Annotated in this window: 18 protein-coding genes and 2 pseudogenes; 3 read left to right on the top strand and 17 right to left on the bottom strand. The window is 51.3% G+C overall.

The annotated features are described in order from the left end of the window. Nucleotides 1-212: 212 nt before the first annotated feature. Nucleotides 213-1,351, top strand: a pseudogene (bglB, locus tag OGX92_RS12295) (beta-galactosidase BglB). Here bglB and mrdA2 read toward each other — a convergent pair. Together mrdA2 and argS are read right to left on the bottom strand one after the other, a co-directional pair. Continuing rightward, nucleotides 1,323-3,260, bottom strand: coding sequence for a peptidoglycan DD-transpeptidase MrdA2 (gene mrdA2 / locus OGX92_RS12290; RefSeq protein WP_003833859.1), 1,938 nt, complete (start codon nucleotides 3,258-3,260; stop codon nucleotides 1,323-1,325). The pseudogene bglB and the gene mrdA2 sit on opposite strands and share 29 nt — an antisense overlap. 230 nt (nucleotides 3,261-3,490) lie before the next feature. Beyond that, the gene (argS, locus tag OGX92_RS12285; RefSeq protein ID WP_003833857.1) at nucleotides 3,491-5,224 is read right to left on the bottom strand and encodes an arginine--tRNA ligase; all 1,734 of its coding nucleotides are present in this window, start codon (nucleotides 5,222-5,224) and stop codon (nucleotides 3,491-3,493) included. Nucleotides 5,225-5,462: 238 nt separating this feature from the next. Here argS and OGX92_RS12280 point away from each other — a divergent pair, with 238 nt between their 5' ends. Both OGX92_RS12280 and cutC read left to right on the top strand, forming a co-directional pair. Then, nucleotides 5,463-6,029 (top strand): VOC family protein, encoded by a 567-nt coding sequence (locus OGX92_RS12280; RefSeq protein ID WP_003833855.1) that lies wholly within the window; start codon nucleotides 5,463-5,465, stop codon nucleotides 6,027-6,029. Nucleotides 6,030-6,031: 2 nt separating this feature from the next. Then, complete coding sequence (gene cutC / locus OGX92_RS12275) at nucleotides 6,032-6,778, top strand: copper homeostasis protein CutC (RefSeq protein ID WP_125112495.1); 747 nt, start codon at nucleotides 6,032-6,034, stop codon at nucleotides 6,776-6,778. Nucleotides 6,779-6,941: 163 nt separating this feature from the next. Here cutC and cmoB read toward each other — a convergent pair whose 3' ends face one another. The 15 genes and pseudogenes from cmoB to rdgC all read right to left on the bottom strand — a co-directional run bounded on the left by cmoB (nucleotide 6,942) and on the right by rdgC (nucleotide 15,540). Beyond that, nucleotides 6,942-7,910: a tRNA 5-methoxyuridine(34)/uridine 5-oxyacetic acid(34) synthase CmoB gene (cmoB, locus tag OGX92_RS12270; protein ID WP_191222440.1), complete on the bottom strand. Its 969-nt coding sequence runs from the start codon at nucleotides 7,908-7,910 to the stop codon at nucleotides 6,942-6,944. Continuing rightward, on the bottom strand, nucleotides 7,907-8,650 hold the full coding sequence (gene cmoA, locus OGX92_RS12265; RefSeq protein ID WP_003034686.1) for a carboxy-S-adenosyl-L-methionine synthase CmoA: 744 nt from the start codon (nucleotides 8,648-8,650) through the stop codon (nucleotides 7,907-7,909). Before cmoA ends, cmoB begins: the two co-directional genes overlap by 4 nt. 40 nt (nucleotides 8,651-8,690) lie before the next feature. After that, entirely contained in the window at nucleotides 8,691-9,086 is a 396-nt protein-coding gene (locus OGX92_RS12260) for an MAPEG family protein (RefSeq protein ID WP_003833847.1), read from the bottom strand. 52 nt (nucleotides 9,087-9,138) lie between these two features. Then, nucleotides 9,139-9,912: a DUF72 domain-containing protein gene (locus tag OGX92_RS12255; protein ID WP_166465560.1), complete on the bottom strand. Its 774-nt coding sequence runs from the start codon at nucleotides 9,910-9,912 to the stop codon at nucleotides 9,139-9,141. Beyond that, nucleotides 9,891-11,204 (bottom strand): tyrosine-type recombinase/integrase, encoded by a 1,314-nt coding sequence (locus OGX92_RS12250; RefSeq protein WP_149385082.1) that lies wholly within the window; start codon nucleotides 11,202-11,204, stop codon nucleotides 9,891-9,893. The genes OGX92_RS12255 and OGX92_RS12250 overlap by 22 nt, the downstream gene beginning before the upstream one ends. Before the next feature lie 58 nt (nucleotides 11,205-11,262). Next, nucleotides 11,263-11,499, bottom strand: coding sequence for an excisionase family protein (locus tag OGX92_RS12245; protein WP_003839185.1), 237 nt, complete (start codon nucleotides 11,497-11,499; stop codon nucleotides 11,263-11,265). A gap of 40 nt (nucleotides 11,500-11,539) precedes the next feature. Then, complete coding sequence (locus tag OGX92_RS12240; protein ID WP_057064719.1) at nucleotides 11,540-12,109, bottom strand: 3'-5' exonuclease; 570 nt, start codon at nucleotides 12,107-12,109, stop codon at nucleotides 11,540-11,542. A 21-nt stretch (nucleotides 12,110-12,130) separates the two neighbouring features. After that, the gene (locus OGX92_RS12235) at nucleotides 12,131-12,385 is read right to left on the bottom strand and encodes a DUF4222 domain-containing protein (protein ID WP_000492059.1); all 255 of its coding nucleotides are present in this window, start codon (nucleotides 12,383-12,385) and stop codon (nucleotides 12,131-12,133) included. A gap of 23 nt (nucleotides 12,386-12,408) precedes the next feature. Continuing rightward, nucleotides 12,409-12,741, bottom strand: a pseudogene (locus OGX92_RS12230) (DUF550 domain-containing protein); the annotation flags it as partial. A 107-nt stretch (nucleotides 12,742-12,848) separates the two neighbouring features. Beyond that, on the bottom strand, nucleotides 12,849-13,214 hold the full coding sequence (locus tag OGX92_RS12225) for an HNH endonuclease (protein ID WP_001229290.1): 366 nt from the start codon (nucleotides 13,212-13,214) through the stop codon (nucleotides 12,849-12,851). Nucleotide 13,215: 1 nt separating this feature from the next. Continuing rightward, entirely contained in the window at nucleotides 13,216-13,563 is a 348-nt protein-coding gene (locus OGX92_RS12220) for a hypothetical protein (RefSeq protein WP_000126106.1), read from the bottom strand. After that, the gene (locus OGX92_RS12215) at nucleotides 13,560-13,814 is read right to left on the bottom strand and encodes a hypothetical protein (RefSeq protein ID WP_149385084.1); all 255 of its coding nucleotides are present in this window, start codon (nucleotides 13,812-13,814) and stop codon (nucleotides 13,560-13,562) included. The genes OGX92_RS12220 and OGX92_RS12215 overlap by 4 nt, the downstream gene beginning before the upstream one ends. Then, complete coding sequence (locus OGX92_RS12210; RefSeq protein ID WP_001253785.1) at nucleotides 13,811-13,987, bottom strand: hypothetical protein; 177 nt, start codon at nucleotides 13,985-13,987, stop codon at nucleotides 13,811-13,813. Before OGX92_RS12210 ends, OGX92_RS12215 begins: the two co-directional genes overlap by 4 nt. Beyond that, nucleotides 13,975-14,514: an HD family hydrolase gene (locus OGX92_RS12205; protein WP_286586599.1), complete on the bottom strand. Its 540-nt coding sequence runs from the start codon at nucleotides 14,512-14,514 to the stop codon at nucleotides 13,975-13,977. The genes OGX92_RS12210 and OGX92_RS12205 overlap by 13 nt, the downstream gene beginning before the upstream one ends. A 108-nt stretch (nucleotides 14,515-14,622) precedes the next feature. Then, the gene (rdgC, locus tag OGX92_RS12200) at nucleotides 14,623-15,540 is read right to left on the bottom strand and encodes a recombination-associated protein RdgC (RefSeq protein WP_286586598.1); all 918 of its coding nucleotides are present in this window, start codon (nucleotides 15,538-15,540) and stop codon (nucleotides 14,623-14,625) included. Between the last annotated feature and the right edge of the window lie 184 nt (nucleotides 15,541-15,724).

Here is a 15,724-nt window from a genome sequence, read left to right as displayed (position 1 = left end):
AAGTGACGTACGTTGCCGGACTCTTTGTATTCTTGCCATTTCACGAATCCTTCTGGCAGAAATAGAAAGGTTTCACTTCCTGTTAGCTTTTACTGTGACCCTATAAGGATGCCCATTGTCAAAGCGAGGATTGCGGGGCCTCCAAAAAAGCTGCTGCGCCGTAACAGGGGCAAGTCTCAGCATTGAATCCGACATTGACAGAGGTTAAGTAAATGATTGTTTACCCGGTTAAACATAGCCCGTTATTGCGCCAGCCAGAACATTTTATTGCCAGGGATGAATTAAAAACGCTGATCAAAAAGGTGACGCATAACCTGGTCAATATTCATGACGAAACCGGCGAGTTCTTGCTGCGTCTGGACGATGGACGCGTAATTGATACTAAAGGCTGGGCGGGATGGGAGTGGACACACGGCGTCGGCCTGTACGGGATGTATCAGTACTATCTGCAAACCGGCGATGAAACGATGCGCGATATCATCGATAGCTGGTTTGCCGAGCGTTTTGCTGAAGGTGCGACCACCAAAAACGTGAACACCATGGCGCCATTTTTAACGTTGGCGTATCGCTATGAAGAGACGCGTAACCCAGCGTTTCTGCCGTGGCTCGACAGCTGGGCTGAGTGGGCAATGCATGAGATGCCGCGTACCGAATTTGGTGGTATGCAACACATCACGCTGGCGGAAGAAAACCATCAACAGATGTGGGATGACACGCTGATGATGACGGTTTTACCGCTGGCGAAGATTGGCAAGCTACTCAATCGCCCGGACTACATCGAAGAGGCAACGTATCAGTTCCTGCTGCACGTGCAAAACCTGATGGATAAAGAAACGGGGCTGTGGTTCCACGGCTGGAGCTATGAAGGAAATCATAACTTTGCTAATGCCCGCTGGGCGCGTGGCAACAGTTGGTTAACTATCGTGATCCCGGACTTCCTCGAATTACTTGATTTACCGGAAAACAATGCTGTTCACCGCTATCTGGTACAGGTCCTGAACGCGCAAATCGCGGGCTGGCGAAATGCCAGGATGAAAGTGGGTTGTGGCATACCTTGCTGGACGACCCTCAGTCGTATCTGGAAGCATCGGCAACTGCCGGATTTGCCTATGGGATCCTCAAAGCAGTACGTAAACGCTATGTTGGGCAAGAGTATGCGCTGGTGGCCGAAAAAGCCATTCGCGGCATTGTGCAGCATATTTCACCGGAAGGTGAACTGCTGCACACCTCGTTTGGTACCGGGATGGGACATAATCTTGATTTCTACCGCAACATCCCTCGGACCTCCATGCCTTACGGACAGGCGATGGCGATGCTGTGCCTTACCGAATACTTGCGAAAGTATTTTTGATATCGGTATTCAATGGCGATACCGCTATCGGACCTGATTGTTCAGTCGTCACTGTTTGTACCGTGTTGTCCTGCGGGGCAAACAGATGATCCATGATTTGACGCATAACCGGCGCGGCGGTGACACCATCACTGCCGCCGTTTTCCAGAATTAACGCCACCGCGACCTTCGGGTTCTTATAGGGTGCAAATGCGGTATAGAACACGTGGTCGCGCAAGCGGACAGGGATCATCTTCGCATTGTAGGTCTGATTTTCTTTCAGGCTAAAGACCTGCGAGGTGCCGCTTTTTGCCGCAATGCCGTAAGGCGCGGTGTGAAAGAACTTATAACCTGTACCATTTGGTTCATTCGCCATGCCGAACATCGCCTGACGCACCAGTCCCCAGTAGGGCGATGAGGCCGAGGCGATTTGTGAAGGTGCTTCTGGAGCCTGATACGGCGTGATGGTTTTGCCGCTCTCTTCATCGAGCAGCAGGTGAGGGACGATAACCTTGCCGTTGTTAATCAGTGCGACCATGGCTTTTACCATCTGGATAGGCGTGGCAATCCAGTAGCCCTGACCGATGCCAACTGAAATAGTGTCCCCCTGATACCAGGCTTTTTTGTGTACTTTTTGCTTCCATTCACGGCTCGGGAGCAGGCCGTTATACTCCTCATCAAGATCGATGCCGGTCGGTTTACCGTAACCAAACTGGCTGAGCATGCTGTTAATCCGGTCGATCCCCATCATATACGCTACCTGATAGAAGAACGTATCGGCAGACTCTTCTATCGCTTTGGTGACATCCAACATACCGTGGCCCGTTTTTTTCCAGTCACGGTAATGTCGCTCGGTGCCGGGTAGCGTCCAGGTAGGGGCACCGAAGAAACTGGTCTGCGGCGTGATCACACCGTTCAGTAATGCCGACATCGCCATATACGGTTTGACCGTTGAAGCGGGAGGGTATAATCCCTGCGTGACGCGGTTGATTAATGGCAGGTCTTTATCCTGGAGTAGCTTGTTATAGTCCTGATAGCTGATGCCTTTGACAAATGGATTAGGGTCGTAGCTGGGGTTTGAGACCATCGCCAGTACGGAACCGTCGTGTGGATCTTCAACCAAAACGGCGGCACGCTGGCCAGCCAACAAGCTCTCAATGTATTGCTGTAAATGTAAATCCAGCGTCAGATGGATATCTTTTCCGGCAACGGGCGGCACATCTTTGATCAGGCGTACGATGCGTCCGTGGTTATCTACTTCCACCTCCTGATAACCGGTCTTTCCATGCAGTTCGTTTTCGTAATAGCGCTCAATACCTTGCTTACCGATGTTGTGATCGGCGGCGTAGTTCTCCGCCAGACCTTTTTGATCCAGTGCTTTCAGGTCGTTGTCATTGATTTTTGAAACATAACCCAGGACATGCGCCAGCGCCGCGCCATAGGGATACTGGCGGTCTTCGTAACTATTGATGTTGACGCCGCTAAAATGAAACTGGTTTACCGAGAAACGGGCGATTTCGACATCGGTTAGCGCATTTTTTAGCACCACAGGACGATAGCGGCTGCTGGTTTTCAGCTCATGGCGAAACTGGTCTATGTCATCAGGAGTGAGGTCAACGATCGGCGTGAGCTGCTGGAGTAACGCATTCATATCGCTGATTTTATACGGCGTAACAGAAATATCGTACCAGGTAACGTTGCGCACCAGCGGGATGCCGTTGCGATCGTAAATCATGCCGCGCGTTGGGGCGACGGGCAGCATTTTGATGTCGTTTGCATTCGACCGGGTGGTGTAATACTGGTGCTGACAGATTTGTAAGTTATACAGATTGTAAATCAGGATGCCAAAACAGATGACTACCAGGCCAAAGGCCACCAATACACGCCGCTGGAAGAGCTTTTCTTCCGCCTCAAAATCTCTGAATGTCATTGACCCGTACCCGATTAATTCGCCGCCTAATGATACGGAGGCTTAGACGGGATGACAGGCAAAAGATGTTCCATATCTCTAGGGAAATGTGTCATTCCTTGTGGGTTGTTACAAATTACAGTGAACGTAGCCGTTTCTCGTCGGCCTGATAGTGCTGCCTACGAGGGCGGTAATTCGGGGAAATAAAAAAACCCGCGACATAGCGCGGGCTTTCATATTACTTGAGGTGATTACATACGTTCTACTGTTTCGATACCCAGTGTATCCAGACCCAGCTTCAGCGTTTTCGCCGTCAGCTGTGCCAGTTTCAGTCGGCTGTTACGAATCTCTTCGTTTTCAGCGCTGAGAATAGGGCAGTGCTCGTAGAAGCCGGAGAACAGACCAGCAACGTCGTACAGGTAAGCACACATCACGTGTGGCGTACCTTCACGTGCAACGACGGTCAGCGTTTCTTCAAACTGCAGCAGACGTGCCGCCAGTTGAGCCTCGCGATCTTCGCTGATGACGACCTGCGCATTTGCCAGCGCGCTTTCGTCGATATCTGCTTTACGGAACACGGACAGTACGCGGGTATAAGCGTACTGCATATATGGCGCGGTGTTACCTTCGAACGCCAGCATGTTGTCCCAGTCGAAGATGTAGTCGGTAGTACGGTTTTTGGACAGATCCGCGTATTTCACTGCGCCGATACCGACCGCATTTGCCAGTTTTTCCAGTTCGTCGGCAGGCATGTCTGGGTTCTTCTCCGCGACCAGACGACGTGCGCGCTCCAGCGCTTCATCCAGCAGATCGGCCAGTTTAACCGTGCCGCCCGCGCGGGTTTTGAACGGTTTACCATCTTTGCCCAGCATCATACCGAACATGTGGTGTTCCAGCGGCACTGAATCCGGCACATACCCGGCTTTACGTACGATGGTCCAGGCCTGCATTAAGTGCTGATGCTGACGGGAGTCGATGTAATAAAGAACGCGATCGGCATGCAGGGTTTCGTAACGATACTTGGCGCAGGCGATGTCGGTTGTGGTGTAGAGATAGCCGCCATCTTTCTTCTGAATGATAACGCCCATCGGTTCGCCTTCCTTGTTCTTATACTCATCAAGGAATACGACGGTAGCGCCTTCGCTTTCAACAGCCAGGCCTTTCGCCTTCAGATCGGCGACGATGCCAGGCAGCATCGGGTTGTACAGGCTCTCGCCCATGACGTCGTCACGGGTCAGGGTAACGTTGAGGCGATCGTAGGTTAACTGGTTCTGCGACATGGTAATGTCGACCAGTTTGCGCCACATCTCGCGGAAGTATTCGTCACCGCCTTGCAGTTTCACAACATAACTACGGGCGCGTTCCGCGAAGGCTTCATCTTCGTCGTAATGTTTTTTCGCATCACGGTAGAAACCTTCCAGGTCAGCCAGCGCCATCTCTCCGGCATTTTCCTGCTGCTGTTTTTCCAGCCATGCGATGAGCATACCGAACTGAGTACCCCAGTCGCCGACGTGGTTAGCGCGAATAACGTTGTGACCGAGGAACTCCAGCGTACGCACCGCCGCGTCACCGATGATGGTGGAACGCAGGTGACCAACGTGCATCTCTTTCGCTACGTTAGGCGCGGAGTAGTCAACCACGACGGTTTGTTTAGCCGGTTGAGTGACGCCCAGACGATCGGAAGCCAGCGCCTGCTGAACGTGCTGCGCCAGAAATGCCGGATCGAGAAAAATATTGATAAAGCCCGGGCCTGCAATTTCAACTTTGCTGGCAATCCCGTTGAGATCCAGATGAGTCAGCACCTGCTCAGCCAGTTGTCGCGGCGCCATACCCAGTTTTTTAGCGACAGCCATCATGCCGTTAGCTTGATAGTCGCCGAACTGTACTTTTGCTGACTGACGAACCTGCGGTTCGCAATCTGCAGGCGCACCTGCAGCAATCATGGCCTGACTGACTTTTTCTGAGAGAAGAGCCTGAATATTCACCGGAATACCTTACATTTATGAAGCGGCCTAAAATTCACCGCACCAGTTTAAGAATTAAGGGCGGGAGTATACTGCAAATGCCCGTTGCCGTCAGCATTGTGTGTACCGCCAGTAGCCTGAAATATAAACAATGCAATGGCGTAAATTTATTCATGATGTGTTCGGAGAAAACAGCGGTTGGATGGCGCAGCGCAACAGAGTAAATTAGCGACTTTGAACATGGATATGAGCTTTTAATATGGCGAACTGGCAAACCGTTGCAGAACTACAGGATATTTCTGCAGATTTACCGCATTTCACGCAGGCATTAACGGAACTTTCTACCCGTCTTGGGCTGGATATCACAGGCCTGGAAGCCGATCACATTTCCTTGCGTTGCCATCAAAATACCACCGCAGAGCGCTGGCGTCGTGGGTTTGAACAGTGCGGTGAATTGTTGTCAGAAAACATCATTAACGGCAGACCAATTTGTCTTTTTAAACTGCATGAGCCGGTTTGTGTGCAACATTGGCAATTTTCCATCGTCGAACTGCCGTGGCCGGGCGAAAAACGCTACCCACATGAAGGCTGGGAACATATTGAAATTGTTCTGCCGGGAGAGGCGGAAACGCTGAATGCGCGCGCGCTGGCGCTGCTTTCCGATCACGGTCTGAGTCAACCGGGCATATTTGTGAAAACCAGCTCGCCAAAAGGAGAGCGTGAGCGTTTACCGAATCCGACGCTGGCGGTTAGCGATGGCAGCGTGACGATAAAATTCCATCCGTGGTCGATTGAAACCATTGTGGCAAGCGAACGTCAGGAGTGAGCATGGCTATACTGGAAATCTGCTGTTACAGCATGGAGTGCGCGCGCACGGCGCAGCAAAAAGGCGCGGATCGTATTGAACTATGCTCGGCACCCAAAGAAGGGGGCTTAACGCCGTCACTGGGCGTCTTGCGTTCCGTTCGCCAGCACATTTCGATTCCCGTCAATCCCATTATTCGCCCACGTGGAGGCGACTTTTACTACACCGAAGGTGAATTTGCTGCAATGCTGGATGATATTGCGATGGTCAGGGAACTGGGATTCTCAGGGCTGGTGACCGGCATTTTAGATGTGGATGGCAATGTCGATATGCCGCGCATGGAGAAAATAATGATCGCCGCCGGTTCGCTGCAAGTCACTTTTCATCGGGCCTTTGATATGTGTGCTAACCCACTCAATGCGCTTAAAAAATTAGCTGAGCTGGGCATCGCCAGAGTACTCACTTCAGGGCAAAAATCAGATGCGGCGCAAGGTTTAACAAAAATAATGGAACTTATTGCGCAGCCCGGTGCTCCAATCATTATGGCCGGAGCGGGGGTTCGCGCCTCGAATTTGTCCCTGCTCCTTGATGCTGGAGTGCAGGAAGTCCACAGTTCTGCCGGAGTATGGCTGGCTTCACCAATGCGTTATCGCAATTCGGGGTTGTCGATGTCTTCGGATGCGCAGGCGGATGAGTATTCGCGCTATGCGGTAGACGGGACGGCGGTTGCTGAAATGAAAGCAATCATTGCACACCATCAGGCCAGCTGATTTTACCGTTGCATCATGTCGCCCAATATGATGCTTGCTCGTACCAGGCCCCTGCAATTTCAACAGGGGCCTTTTTTTATCCTTTTATGTCTGATGGCGGCGATGCCTTATCAGGCCTACGGGAGTTGTAGGCCCGGTACGCGTAGCGTCACCGGGCAATCCATCACGGCTTACGCGCAATCAAGACTGCACGCAGCGGGGCGGGGTAACCTTCTACCGTTTTGCTGTGGTCGTTCGGGTCGAGGAAGTCGGCCAGTGACTCGGTTACCATCCACTCAGTGCGGCGCTGCTCTTCGGTGGTGGTGACGCAGACATCGGCGATGCGCACATCAACAAAACCGCATTTTTCCAGCCAGTTTTTTAAAGCCAACGCAGATGGAATAAAGTAGACATTACGCATTTGCGCGTAGCGATCGCCCGGCACCAGTACGGTAGTTTCATCACCTTCGACCACCAGTGTTTCCAGCACCAGTTCGCCATCTTTAACCAACTGATCCTTTAACTGCCACAGGTGTTCCAGCGGCGAGCGGCGGTGATAAAGCACGCCCATGGAGAACACAGTGTCAAAGGCGTTGAGCGCTGGAAGTTGCTCAATGCCCAGCGGCAGCAGGTGAGCGCGCTGGTCATTGCCCAGCAGTTTACGCACCGCCTCAAACTGGCACAGAAACAGTTGCGTAGGATCGATGCCAACCGCCAGATGCGCCCCCGCGCCAATCATGCGCCACATGTGATAGCCACTGCCGCAGCCGACGTCAAGAATGGTCCGCCCGGTGAGATCAGACAAGTGCGGCAGGACACGATCCCATTTCCAGTCGGAACGCCATTCGGTATCGATGTTGACGCCGTACAGCGAGTACGGTCCTTTACGCCATGGCATCAGGTTCCGCATCAGGGTGTCGATGCGTTTAAGCTGGCCTTCGCTGAGCGGTTCTTTACTTTCTGCGGTAACGCTGTGTAGTAAGTCCAGACGATGCGGCATCAGCTCGGGCAGAAACTCGACGGCGTTTGACCATTGCTTAAAAAGACCGTGCTGATCGCGCTGCCAGGCAGCGATTTGCGCCGGAAGCGTTTCCAGCCAATGGGACAGATGATTTTTGGCAATCAACTGATAAAAGTTACCAAAATCGATCATGCGCTAACCTCAGCTTTCAACGCCACCAGAGAGCCAAAGTTGAAGCACTGGAACCACAATTCGCTGTGCTCAAAGCCGGCCTGATGCAGTCGCGCTTTGTGCGTTTCTACCGAGTCGGTCAGCATCACGTTTTCCAGCATGCTGCGTTTCTGGCTAATTTCCAGTTCGCTGTAGCCATTGGCCCGTTTGAAGTCGTGGTGCATGTTGAACAGCAACTCGCCAACGTTAGCGTCTTCGAAACTGAATTTTTCAGACAGCACCAGCGCGCCGCCGGGATTCAACCCTTGATAAATCTTATCCAACAATGCCTGGCGCTCAGGTGGCTCAAGGAATTGCAGGGTAAAATTCAGCACCACCATCGAGGCGTTTTCGATAGTAATGTTGCGAATATCGCCTTCGACAACCTCAACCGGGGTCGGTGCCTTATAGGCATCAATATGACGACGGCAGCGCTCAACCATCGCCGGGGAGTTATCGACGGCAATAATTTTGCAATTCTCGTGATGAATATTGCGACGCACCGAGAGCGTCGCCGCGCCCAGAGAACAGCCCAGATCGTAGACCTGCGTGTTGGGTTGTACGAAACGTTCGGCCAACATGCCAATCATAGATATGATATTGGAATAGCCAGGAACGGAACGCTGGATCATATCCGGGAAGACTTCAGCTACCCGTTCATCAAAGGTCCAGTCACCCAGACTGGCGATAGGCGCAGAAAAAAGCGTGTCGCGGTGAGACATAACGTAAAAATCCGGGAAAAATAAAGTGGCGTATTGTGCGCTAATGCAGGGAGAAAACCAACTCCCAGGGCATATACCAAAGATTCGCCAGCACCATTAGCAACAGCGAACACCAGGTTGCGCTCATGCCTGAACGGCGCCAGCGGAAGAGCCGGTGGTGGAATCCGTAATAATGCATCAGACGTCCGGCAATCAACATCAGCCCGCAAATATGCACCATCCACGTCTCTGCGCCGTTCATTTCCATAAATAACAGCAGCACTAATGCGACGGGAATATATTCCACAGCATTACCGTGAATGCGGATAGCGCTTTGCAGCTCGCTAAAACCTCCATCGCCATAGGCAACGCGGTATTGCATGCGCAGGCGAACGACGTCAAAGGAGAACTTTATTAACAATAACGCACCCAATACGGCATAAAGCGCGCTTACCATACAAACTCCCTTTTAAAATGGCTGCTGGCATTGACTATGATAGGTGGCATTTTCAGAAAAGAGAAGATTGCTGTGGAATAGAGGGAGCTGATCCGATCTCTGGCAGAGCACTGTGTAAATCTGCCCATAGCGTATCAACAAGCTCCGGGGCTTGCGCGATGTCCGGCGTATGCAAAAACAGATACGGCGTCGTGGTGCGTTGCCATAGCGGCAGCTTGGTCAGCCAGACGGCAAAAAGGGCGCTGTTTTGTGCCATATCATCGCTACCGATAAAGCGTACCATCGGATGGTTTGCCGTCACCACAGCATGCACCGGAACCTTCGGTTTTTTGCGCTGAGCGTCACGTATTGCTTCAGTATGTGGGATTGCGGCATGCACCGGGCGGCTGTCCAGAATCACCCGGTTTACTCCACGCTCGTGTAAACCGCGATTAAATAGCTGTTCGGCTTCGCCTTTGGCAAAGAAGTCTGGATGGCGAACTTCCACACCGTAGGTAAAGGGTTTCGGGAGCGCATCGAGAAACTGCCACAGGGCAGGCAGGTCGCGTGGGCTAAAGGTCGCGGGTAATTGCAGCCAGTATTGTCCAATGCGCGATTCCAGCGGCGACATACGCGTAAAAAATTCCTGTACCAGGTCATCACAATTACGCAGCGCGGCCTGGTGCGAGATGGTCGCCGGAAACTTAAAACAAAATCGAAACGCATCGGTGGTCTGTGCCTGCCAGCGGGCAACAATATCGGCCTTAGGCAGCGCATACAGCGTGGTATTGCCCTCCACGCAGTTAACATGACGGGCGTTAGGGGTTAACTTACTGATTTTAATAATCCTCCCGTACTGCTCTCGTGGCTATGGGGCATCAATGGGGCAAAATCTGCCAGCTTCTGATTCAGCATTGCGATCTGCTCTGCGCTGCTGTCAGCCATCCATGCACCGTAAACATTGAACACCATCTGCGCGCTCGCATGCCCCATCTGACTGGCAATAAAACTAGGGTTTGCACCAGCTGATAATGACCAGCACGCATAGGTGTGTCGTGACTGGTACGCCTTTCTGTGTCTGATCCCCGCACGCTTAAGTGCCGCTTCCCATGAGTCGCCTACTGAATCGACCCGGTAGATAAATCCGACCTGCTTACTGCGTCTGACCACATGCGGATTAAAGACGAATGTACACTCATGGTTCACCGAACGGCCGTACTCACGTAACTGCACTTCAATGTGATATTGCCTGCCCAGCCTTGTCATTTCAGCCTGATTTTTCAGGATACTGATTGCGGGCTGGATAAGATGCACCACTCGATCTGTGCTTGCCTCGGTTTTCGGTAGAGTGAACTCACCAAGTTTCGTATAATTACGTCTGACGGTAATTGTTCCAGCCTTCAGGTCGATATCTTCCCAGGCCAGGGAGACCAGTTCCCCGTGACGCATTCCTGTGTACACTGCTAATGACCACAGGTTTTTCGTCTGCTGATGCCGGCATGCATCTATCAGGCGAATAAATTCATCACGAGACAGAGGATCTGGTTCTGCCCTGGCTTTTTTCAGAGGCTTAATTCCCTCGAATGGGTTCACCTCTAAGTAACCGTGATCCGCAGCAAACTGAAACATTCCGGCCATTGTCGTCATGTAATAGTTCACAGTAACAACGCTTCGCCCTTTTGCCGGGGCTTTGTTTTTCGTCGGATTCTGATAACCAGTTAGCAAATATTTCCTGAGATACAGCAATTCCTCTTTGGTTACTGCTGACACCAGGCGATTACCTCCGATCCTCGGCACCATATTCCTTGCGACAGATTCATAGCGATTAAATGCGTTCGCGCAGATTTCCATCCGTTTCAGATCCAGCCATTTTTCTTCAAGTTCTTTCACTGTAATGTCTTTTTTACTTACACCAAAAGCCTTGAGGTTAGGGGAGTCAGGAAACTGGGTTGCATAATCAAAGGTTCCTGTGCGGATGGCAAAACATACTGATGTCCGCAGTTCCCCGGCTATCTTCCTGTTCTTAGCGGTGTCAGGGACACCGAGACTTTCCCTGACACGCTTACCTTTAAAATTAAACCAGATGCGTAATGTGCCACCGTGGTTTTCGACGCCTGTTGGATATGTGACTTTATCCATTGGTGTTACCTCCAGACGCCCAAGAGCGATACGAGCTTACCTTTTTCATGGCATCAAATCACCCTGGTTGCTTGCTTTTCATTGAAGCGACCCAGGCATCTACAGCCTTTCTGTTATACATGCACTCACTGGAAGGTTTAGGATTTCCGTCAGGCGATACGTGGATATACTCCCTCCCAATCATCCAGCATTCTTTTCTGGCACGGAGGATGGTTCCGGGTTTGAGCCCAGTAACCGCGATCAAAACGCTTTCACAAACCCAATCGTTGGGAGCTAACTGGAAAATATTGCTCATAGTTATTTCTCCATTATCCCGGCTGCACCCGGGGAAAACTTTAGCTGTTGCTGGTGGTTGGGATTAGTTTCTGCCAAATCGCTGAAACATATTTCGCCTGGTGGCGGGCATCAGCCAGTGCGTTATGTGCAACCCCATCAAATGGCATATCACGCTTAGGATCGAAACCTACAGCTCTGCCTAATGTGACGATGGTTCTGACGTCGTGATCATTCCAAAATTGCCACGGGCAAACCTGGCCGGCACGCTCATATGCGCCGCGCAATATAACGTTGTCGAAAGTAGCTCCATTGCCCCAAACTTTTAAATATTTAGGGTTATCAGAATGCCGATTAATGAAATGGCTCAGTTCAGATAGGGCAGATGATATCGGCATCGCATCATCAACACAGATTGCTGATCGTGCTTCTGAGCTTTGTCTTAACCACCACAGAATAGTGTCACCATCCGGCACCGCTCCCTGCTCCATAGCGCTTTCAAGATTAACAGCGGTGTAAAACTCCTGACCCAGTTCACCGCTTTGCGGATCGAAGAATACGGCACCAATGGAGACAATAGGGGCATTCGGTTTTTTGCCCATGGACTCAAGGTCGATCATTAAGTTGTTCACGTTAAATATTCTCCTGTTTGGCTATTCAGTAATCTTGCCGCGACGCATCGCACGTAGGTTTTTCAGGTTTGTTTCCTGCTCTATTTCGGCACATATTTTGCGATACTCATCATGCTCCACTCGTTCAAAATCTTCGTTAAAGCGTTTGATGCTAATCGTTCTCAGCTCGCCATCATTGCGTTTAATTCGGACCGAGTGATCACTACAGCTATGGATAATTACGGGCCAGTTGCTACTGTCCGTGTAGATTTGACCGCGCCGAATCAGGCTAAACATTCTTATTTTTTCTCCTGCTCTGACTGTTCTTTGATATGCAATCGAGGTTCCCCGTCTTTCGGCTCAGGCCATTGGCGAACCTTATTTATAGCCAGCTTTTTTATCATTGCCTGGGTAATCTGCTCATCACTGATACCGGCACGACGTTGCGCATCCCATAACAGGAATTGCATGTCAGCCCATTCGCTAAGGTCGCCTGGTTCAGCAGCAGCCTCGAGCGCTTCTTTGGAAAGGTGCTTCAGCGGACCAACTGGACCGACATCGCCGAAAGTAGCCTGTGACCACGCTGCATGCTCACGGCGTACCAGCTCGCGGGCAATAGCCCCATCAATCACCTTCAATACATCAGCGAGAATGTAGGCTCTGTTCCCGCCGTTTGAGTATTGGGTATCATGCAGCAGGTGTTCGCGTATCTGGTGCAGGCGATCGAGTGATACAGGACCGTGCGCCGGGTGGTTAGTTGTCATGCCGTAGCCCCTTCTTGATATTTTTCAAACCAGAACACCACTGGGTCAGATTTCATTTCAACCAATCCCATACGAACCAGCGCTTTTCCTTTCCCGGACACAAGGAATTCACGACGACCATCACCGATAATTCGCCGGTAATCTTCCAGGCTACTGCAATGCTTGTGCAGATTGCATGGGTGGCATGCTGGAACCATGTTTGATATATCGTCACGTTCCTGGTGAAGCATATTCCCATCAAAACGAATGACAGGCTTAACGTGGTCGGCATGCCACTTATCACCAAGCTCGCACCCGCAATAAGCACAGCGACCGCCAAACTTCATGCGTAGCTCTGCGCGTTGTTTTTTCGTCAGCGCCATCTCACTCCCCCTTCACGCCAATGCCAGCGGCTACAAGTTCTGCGGTGTTGGCATCCTGCTGTCGGCAGTCGCATTCAATCTCAATCGGCTCGCCCCATGGCTGCGTGCCGCCACTATCAGTCATTCCTGTGTCGTTGCATTTCGGGCATGGTTTTTCCTCAAGCGCATTCAGCAACATACGGATCTCATGTTGTTGTGCTGCTATCGTTGAGTCTTTGGCTTCCAACTCATCCAGCAGCGCCTCCGCCTCGATGTAAATCACCTGCCGATCGTGGTCTGCCGGGTCGCTATAGTTGTCCTGCATGAACTGGAATTCTTCACGCAGCGCCTGTTTGTTGAGTGCTGTCATTGGGCTGCTCCTTGTCTGGCTCTGCTCAAGAGCTGGTTAAACATCATGGTTAGGCTGTTACTGCAACCAAACGGCATATCGTTAATGCGGTATGTTGGAATACCCTTGCGAACACCAGACTTCACGATCCGACCGGTGCCATAGAGCTGAGATAATGCTCCGGCGACCGCTGGGGTCTTTTTGTTCATACCTTTGGCGATTTCACCGCTGGTGGTATTCGGATTAGCCTGTAGATATTCAAATACAGTCATGGCGTTTTATCTTTACGTTCCTGTTCCAGTTGCACCAGAGACTCTTTTAATGCTGCGAACGTAGCGTCCAGTCTGGTGGCGACTTCGCGCATAAGCGGCGCATGCTTTGGTGGCAATTCAGCAACGGAGGCAAACGCCTCCGCTACGAGTTCTTTTACCTTCATGCGGCGCATTGGCGCTGCTCCATCAACTCGTTAAAGCGATTGATGAACATGCCGTATGACTGGCCAGGACGAACTGGGTTGATAATGAATAAATCCGTTGGGACAACTTCCTCGAGGCATGGCCAAATGGAACCTTCGTCAATCTCAAAATCGCGGCGTTCGCTGGCGAGCATCACCAGGTCGGCATATTTCACGGTTGGGTGTTGCTCAGTTGGTAGACCGAACTTCTGCCGAATGGCTGCGTCCACACGAGCTTCGATTGCCTGGTAATCCGGAAGCAGGCGCTTAAGTGGGGAGGGGATGTCCTGCAGGTAGGCTTCAGCAGCATCATGAAGCAGTGCTTCTAATGCAAACTCCTGCGGAACGAGGTGGCTGGTTAAAACGCTATGCTGGCCGACACTGTAAAACTCAGGAAGATGCCCTGCAAAGCGGCAGATATGAGACAACGCGGTAGCAATATCCTCGATCACGATATCGTCCTGTTGGATATCGAGGTAATTAAAATGTTTGCCGGATAATGTCTGAATGTAGCTCATGGTTTTCTCCATATTGGCGCGCTGCACCGCGCCATTAAATTAATGAATTGCTGAATTTAGCGTGCAGCAACCCAACCCATGCTTATGGGGGTAATTGTTGCCTGGTGTTTATCGCTTGGCTTCGCCGCCGAGAGAGGTTGTTAATCCGTTAATGAGAGAGATAAGCTCGCCGGTCATCAGAACAAAGTCAGCGTCGAACCGCTGAGCCGCATCCTCACGGTCGATATCGTCGTTTTGTTCTGTAATCTCATTAGAGAACTTAAGGCGTTTGATGCTGCCGTCATCGCAAAGAACGAACTGAATGCGCTGTTGCCAGTCGATAGACAGCTTTGTAACTACTTTGCCAGCTTCCAGATGCACATGAATTTCGTCACTGACCAGAGTCTGTTTTTTAAAGCGTCCAATACCGCCATCTTCAAGAATAGCTTTCAGTTCGGCTTCATCACCCAGGCCAAAGCCAGCAGGCGCACTACCGGAACGAACCCAGTCGGTCATAGTTAGTTCGATCGGCGTTTCCATAGTCAGCGGTACCACCGGGAGAGAACCGAGAGTTTTACGAAGCAGGGCCAGTGAGTCTTCGGCACGTTTAGCGCTGGCTGCATCAACCATGATCAGACCGTCGGTGACGTTGATCCACAAACTAACAGTCGAGTTTTTGGAGAACGCCCGAGGAAGCAGGGAGTGCAACACTTCATCACGCAGCGAATCTTTCTCAGTTTTTTTGAGGCGACGCCCCTGATCGGATTCCAGATGCGACACACGCTTGCGCAGTTCTTCAGCAATGACAGGAGATGGCAGTATTTTTTCTTCCCGGCGAATAACCAACAACACTTGATTATTGACAGTGTGATGCAAGCGATCTGACAGCTGACCAAGTGGTGATACCCAACCGGTTTTTGCCATATCCTGGCTACCGCATGGAGTGAAGCGAAATAGTTCAAGCTGCTGTTCCAGCTCTTCCTGGTTGATGGTGAAATCGCGACTAATGCGATACACCAACATATTTTTGAAAAACGGATTATTCATTCTCGGTTCCTCAGCGCATCTGCACAGACGCTAAAAAGTTAGTTTCTCCATACACAACAGAGAAGGGCACCTGCATTGGTCGGCGGCTTGAGAGACCGCTTTCTTTTTGCCCGGGTGGAATGGGTTATGAGCCCGTCGCCCGGTGATGCCCTTTTCTGTTGCGTAAAAAGGGCGGTAACGAGGT

Origin of the sequence: Citrobacter sp. Cpo089 (assembly GCF_030332695.1) — a bacterium.
Lineage (GTDB): Bacteria > Pseudomonadota > Gammaproteobacteria > Enterobacterales > Enterobacteriaceae > Citrobacter > Citrobacter portucalensis.
This window is presented reverse-complemented; position numbering and strand designations above follow the sequence as displayed.

Coding starts and splice junctions, on each gene's coding strand:
- mrdA2 (WP_003833859.1), bottom strand. CDS start 3,260: ATGACATTCAGAGATTTTGAGGCGGAAGAAAAGCTCTTCCAGCGGCGT.
- OGX92_RS12280 (WP_003833855.1), top strand. CDS start 5,463: ATGGCGAACTGGCAAACCGTTGCAGAACTACAGGATATTTCTGCAGAT.
- cutC (WP_125112495.1), top strand. CDS start 6,032: ATGGCTATACTGGAAATCTGCTGTTACAGCATGGAGTGCGCGCGCACG.
- cmoB (WP_191222440.1), bottom strand. CDS start 7,910: ATGATCGATTTTGGTAACTTTTATCAGTTGATTGCCAAAAATCATCTG.
- cmoA (WP_003034686.1), bottom strand. CDS start 8,650: ATGTCTCACCGCGACACGCTTTTTTCTGCGCCTATCGCCAGTCTGGGT.
- OGX92_RS12260 (WP_003833847.1), bottom strand. CDS start 9,086: ATGGTAAGCGCGCTTTATGCCGTATTGGGTGCGTTATTGTTAATAAAG.
- OGX92_RS12250 (WP_149385082.1), bottom strand. CDS start 11,204: ATGGATAAAGTCACATATCCAACAGGCGTCGAAAACCACGGTGGCACA.
- OGX92_RS12245 (WP_003839185.1), bottom strand. CDS start 11,499: ATGAGCAATATTTTCCAGTTAGCTCCCAACGATTGGGTTTGTGAAAGC.
- OGX92_RS12235 (WP_000492059.1), bottom strand. CDS start 12,385: ATGTTTAGCCTGATTCGGCGCGGTCAAATCTACACGGACAGTAGCAAC.
- OGX92_RS12225 (WP_001229290.1), bottom strand. CDS start 13,214: ATGGCGCTGACGAAAAAACAACGCGCAGAGCTACGCATGAAGTTTGGC.
- OGX92_RS12220 (WP_000126106.1), bottom strand. CDS start 13,563: ATGACAGCACTCAACAAACAGGCGCTGCGTGAAGAATTCCAGTTCATG.
- OGX92_RS12215 (WP_149385084.1), bottom strand. CDS start 13,814: ATGACTGTATTTGAATATCTACAGGCTAATCCGAATACCACCAGCGGT.
- OGX92_RS12210 (WP_001253785.1), bottom strand. CDS start 13,987: ATGCGCCGCATGAAGGTAAAAGAACTCGTAGCGGAGGCGTTTGCCTCC.
- OGX92_RS12205 (WP_286586599.1), bottom strand. CDS start 14,514: ATGAGCTACATTCAGACATTATCCGGCAAACATTTTAATTACCTCGAT.
- rdgC (WP_286586598.1), bottom strand. CDS start 15,540: ATGAATAATCCGTTTTTCAAAAATATGTTGGTGTATCGCATTAGTCGC.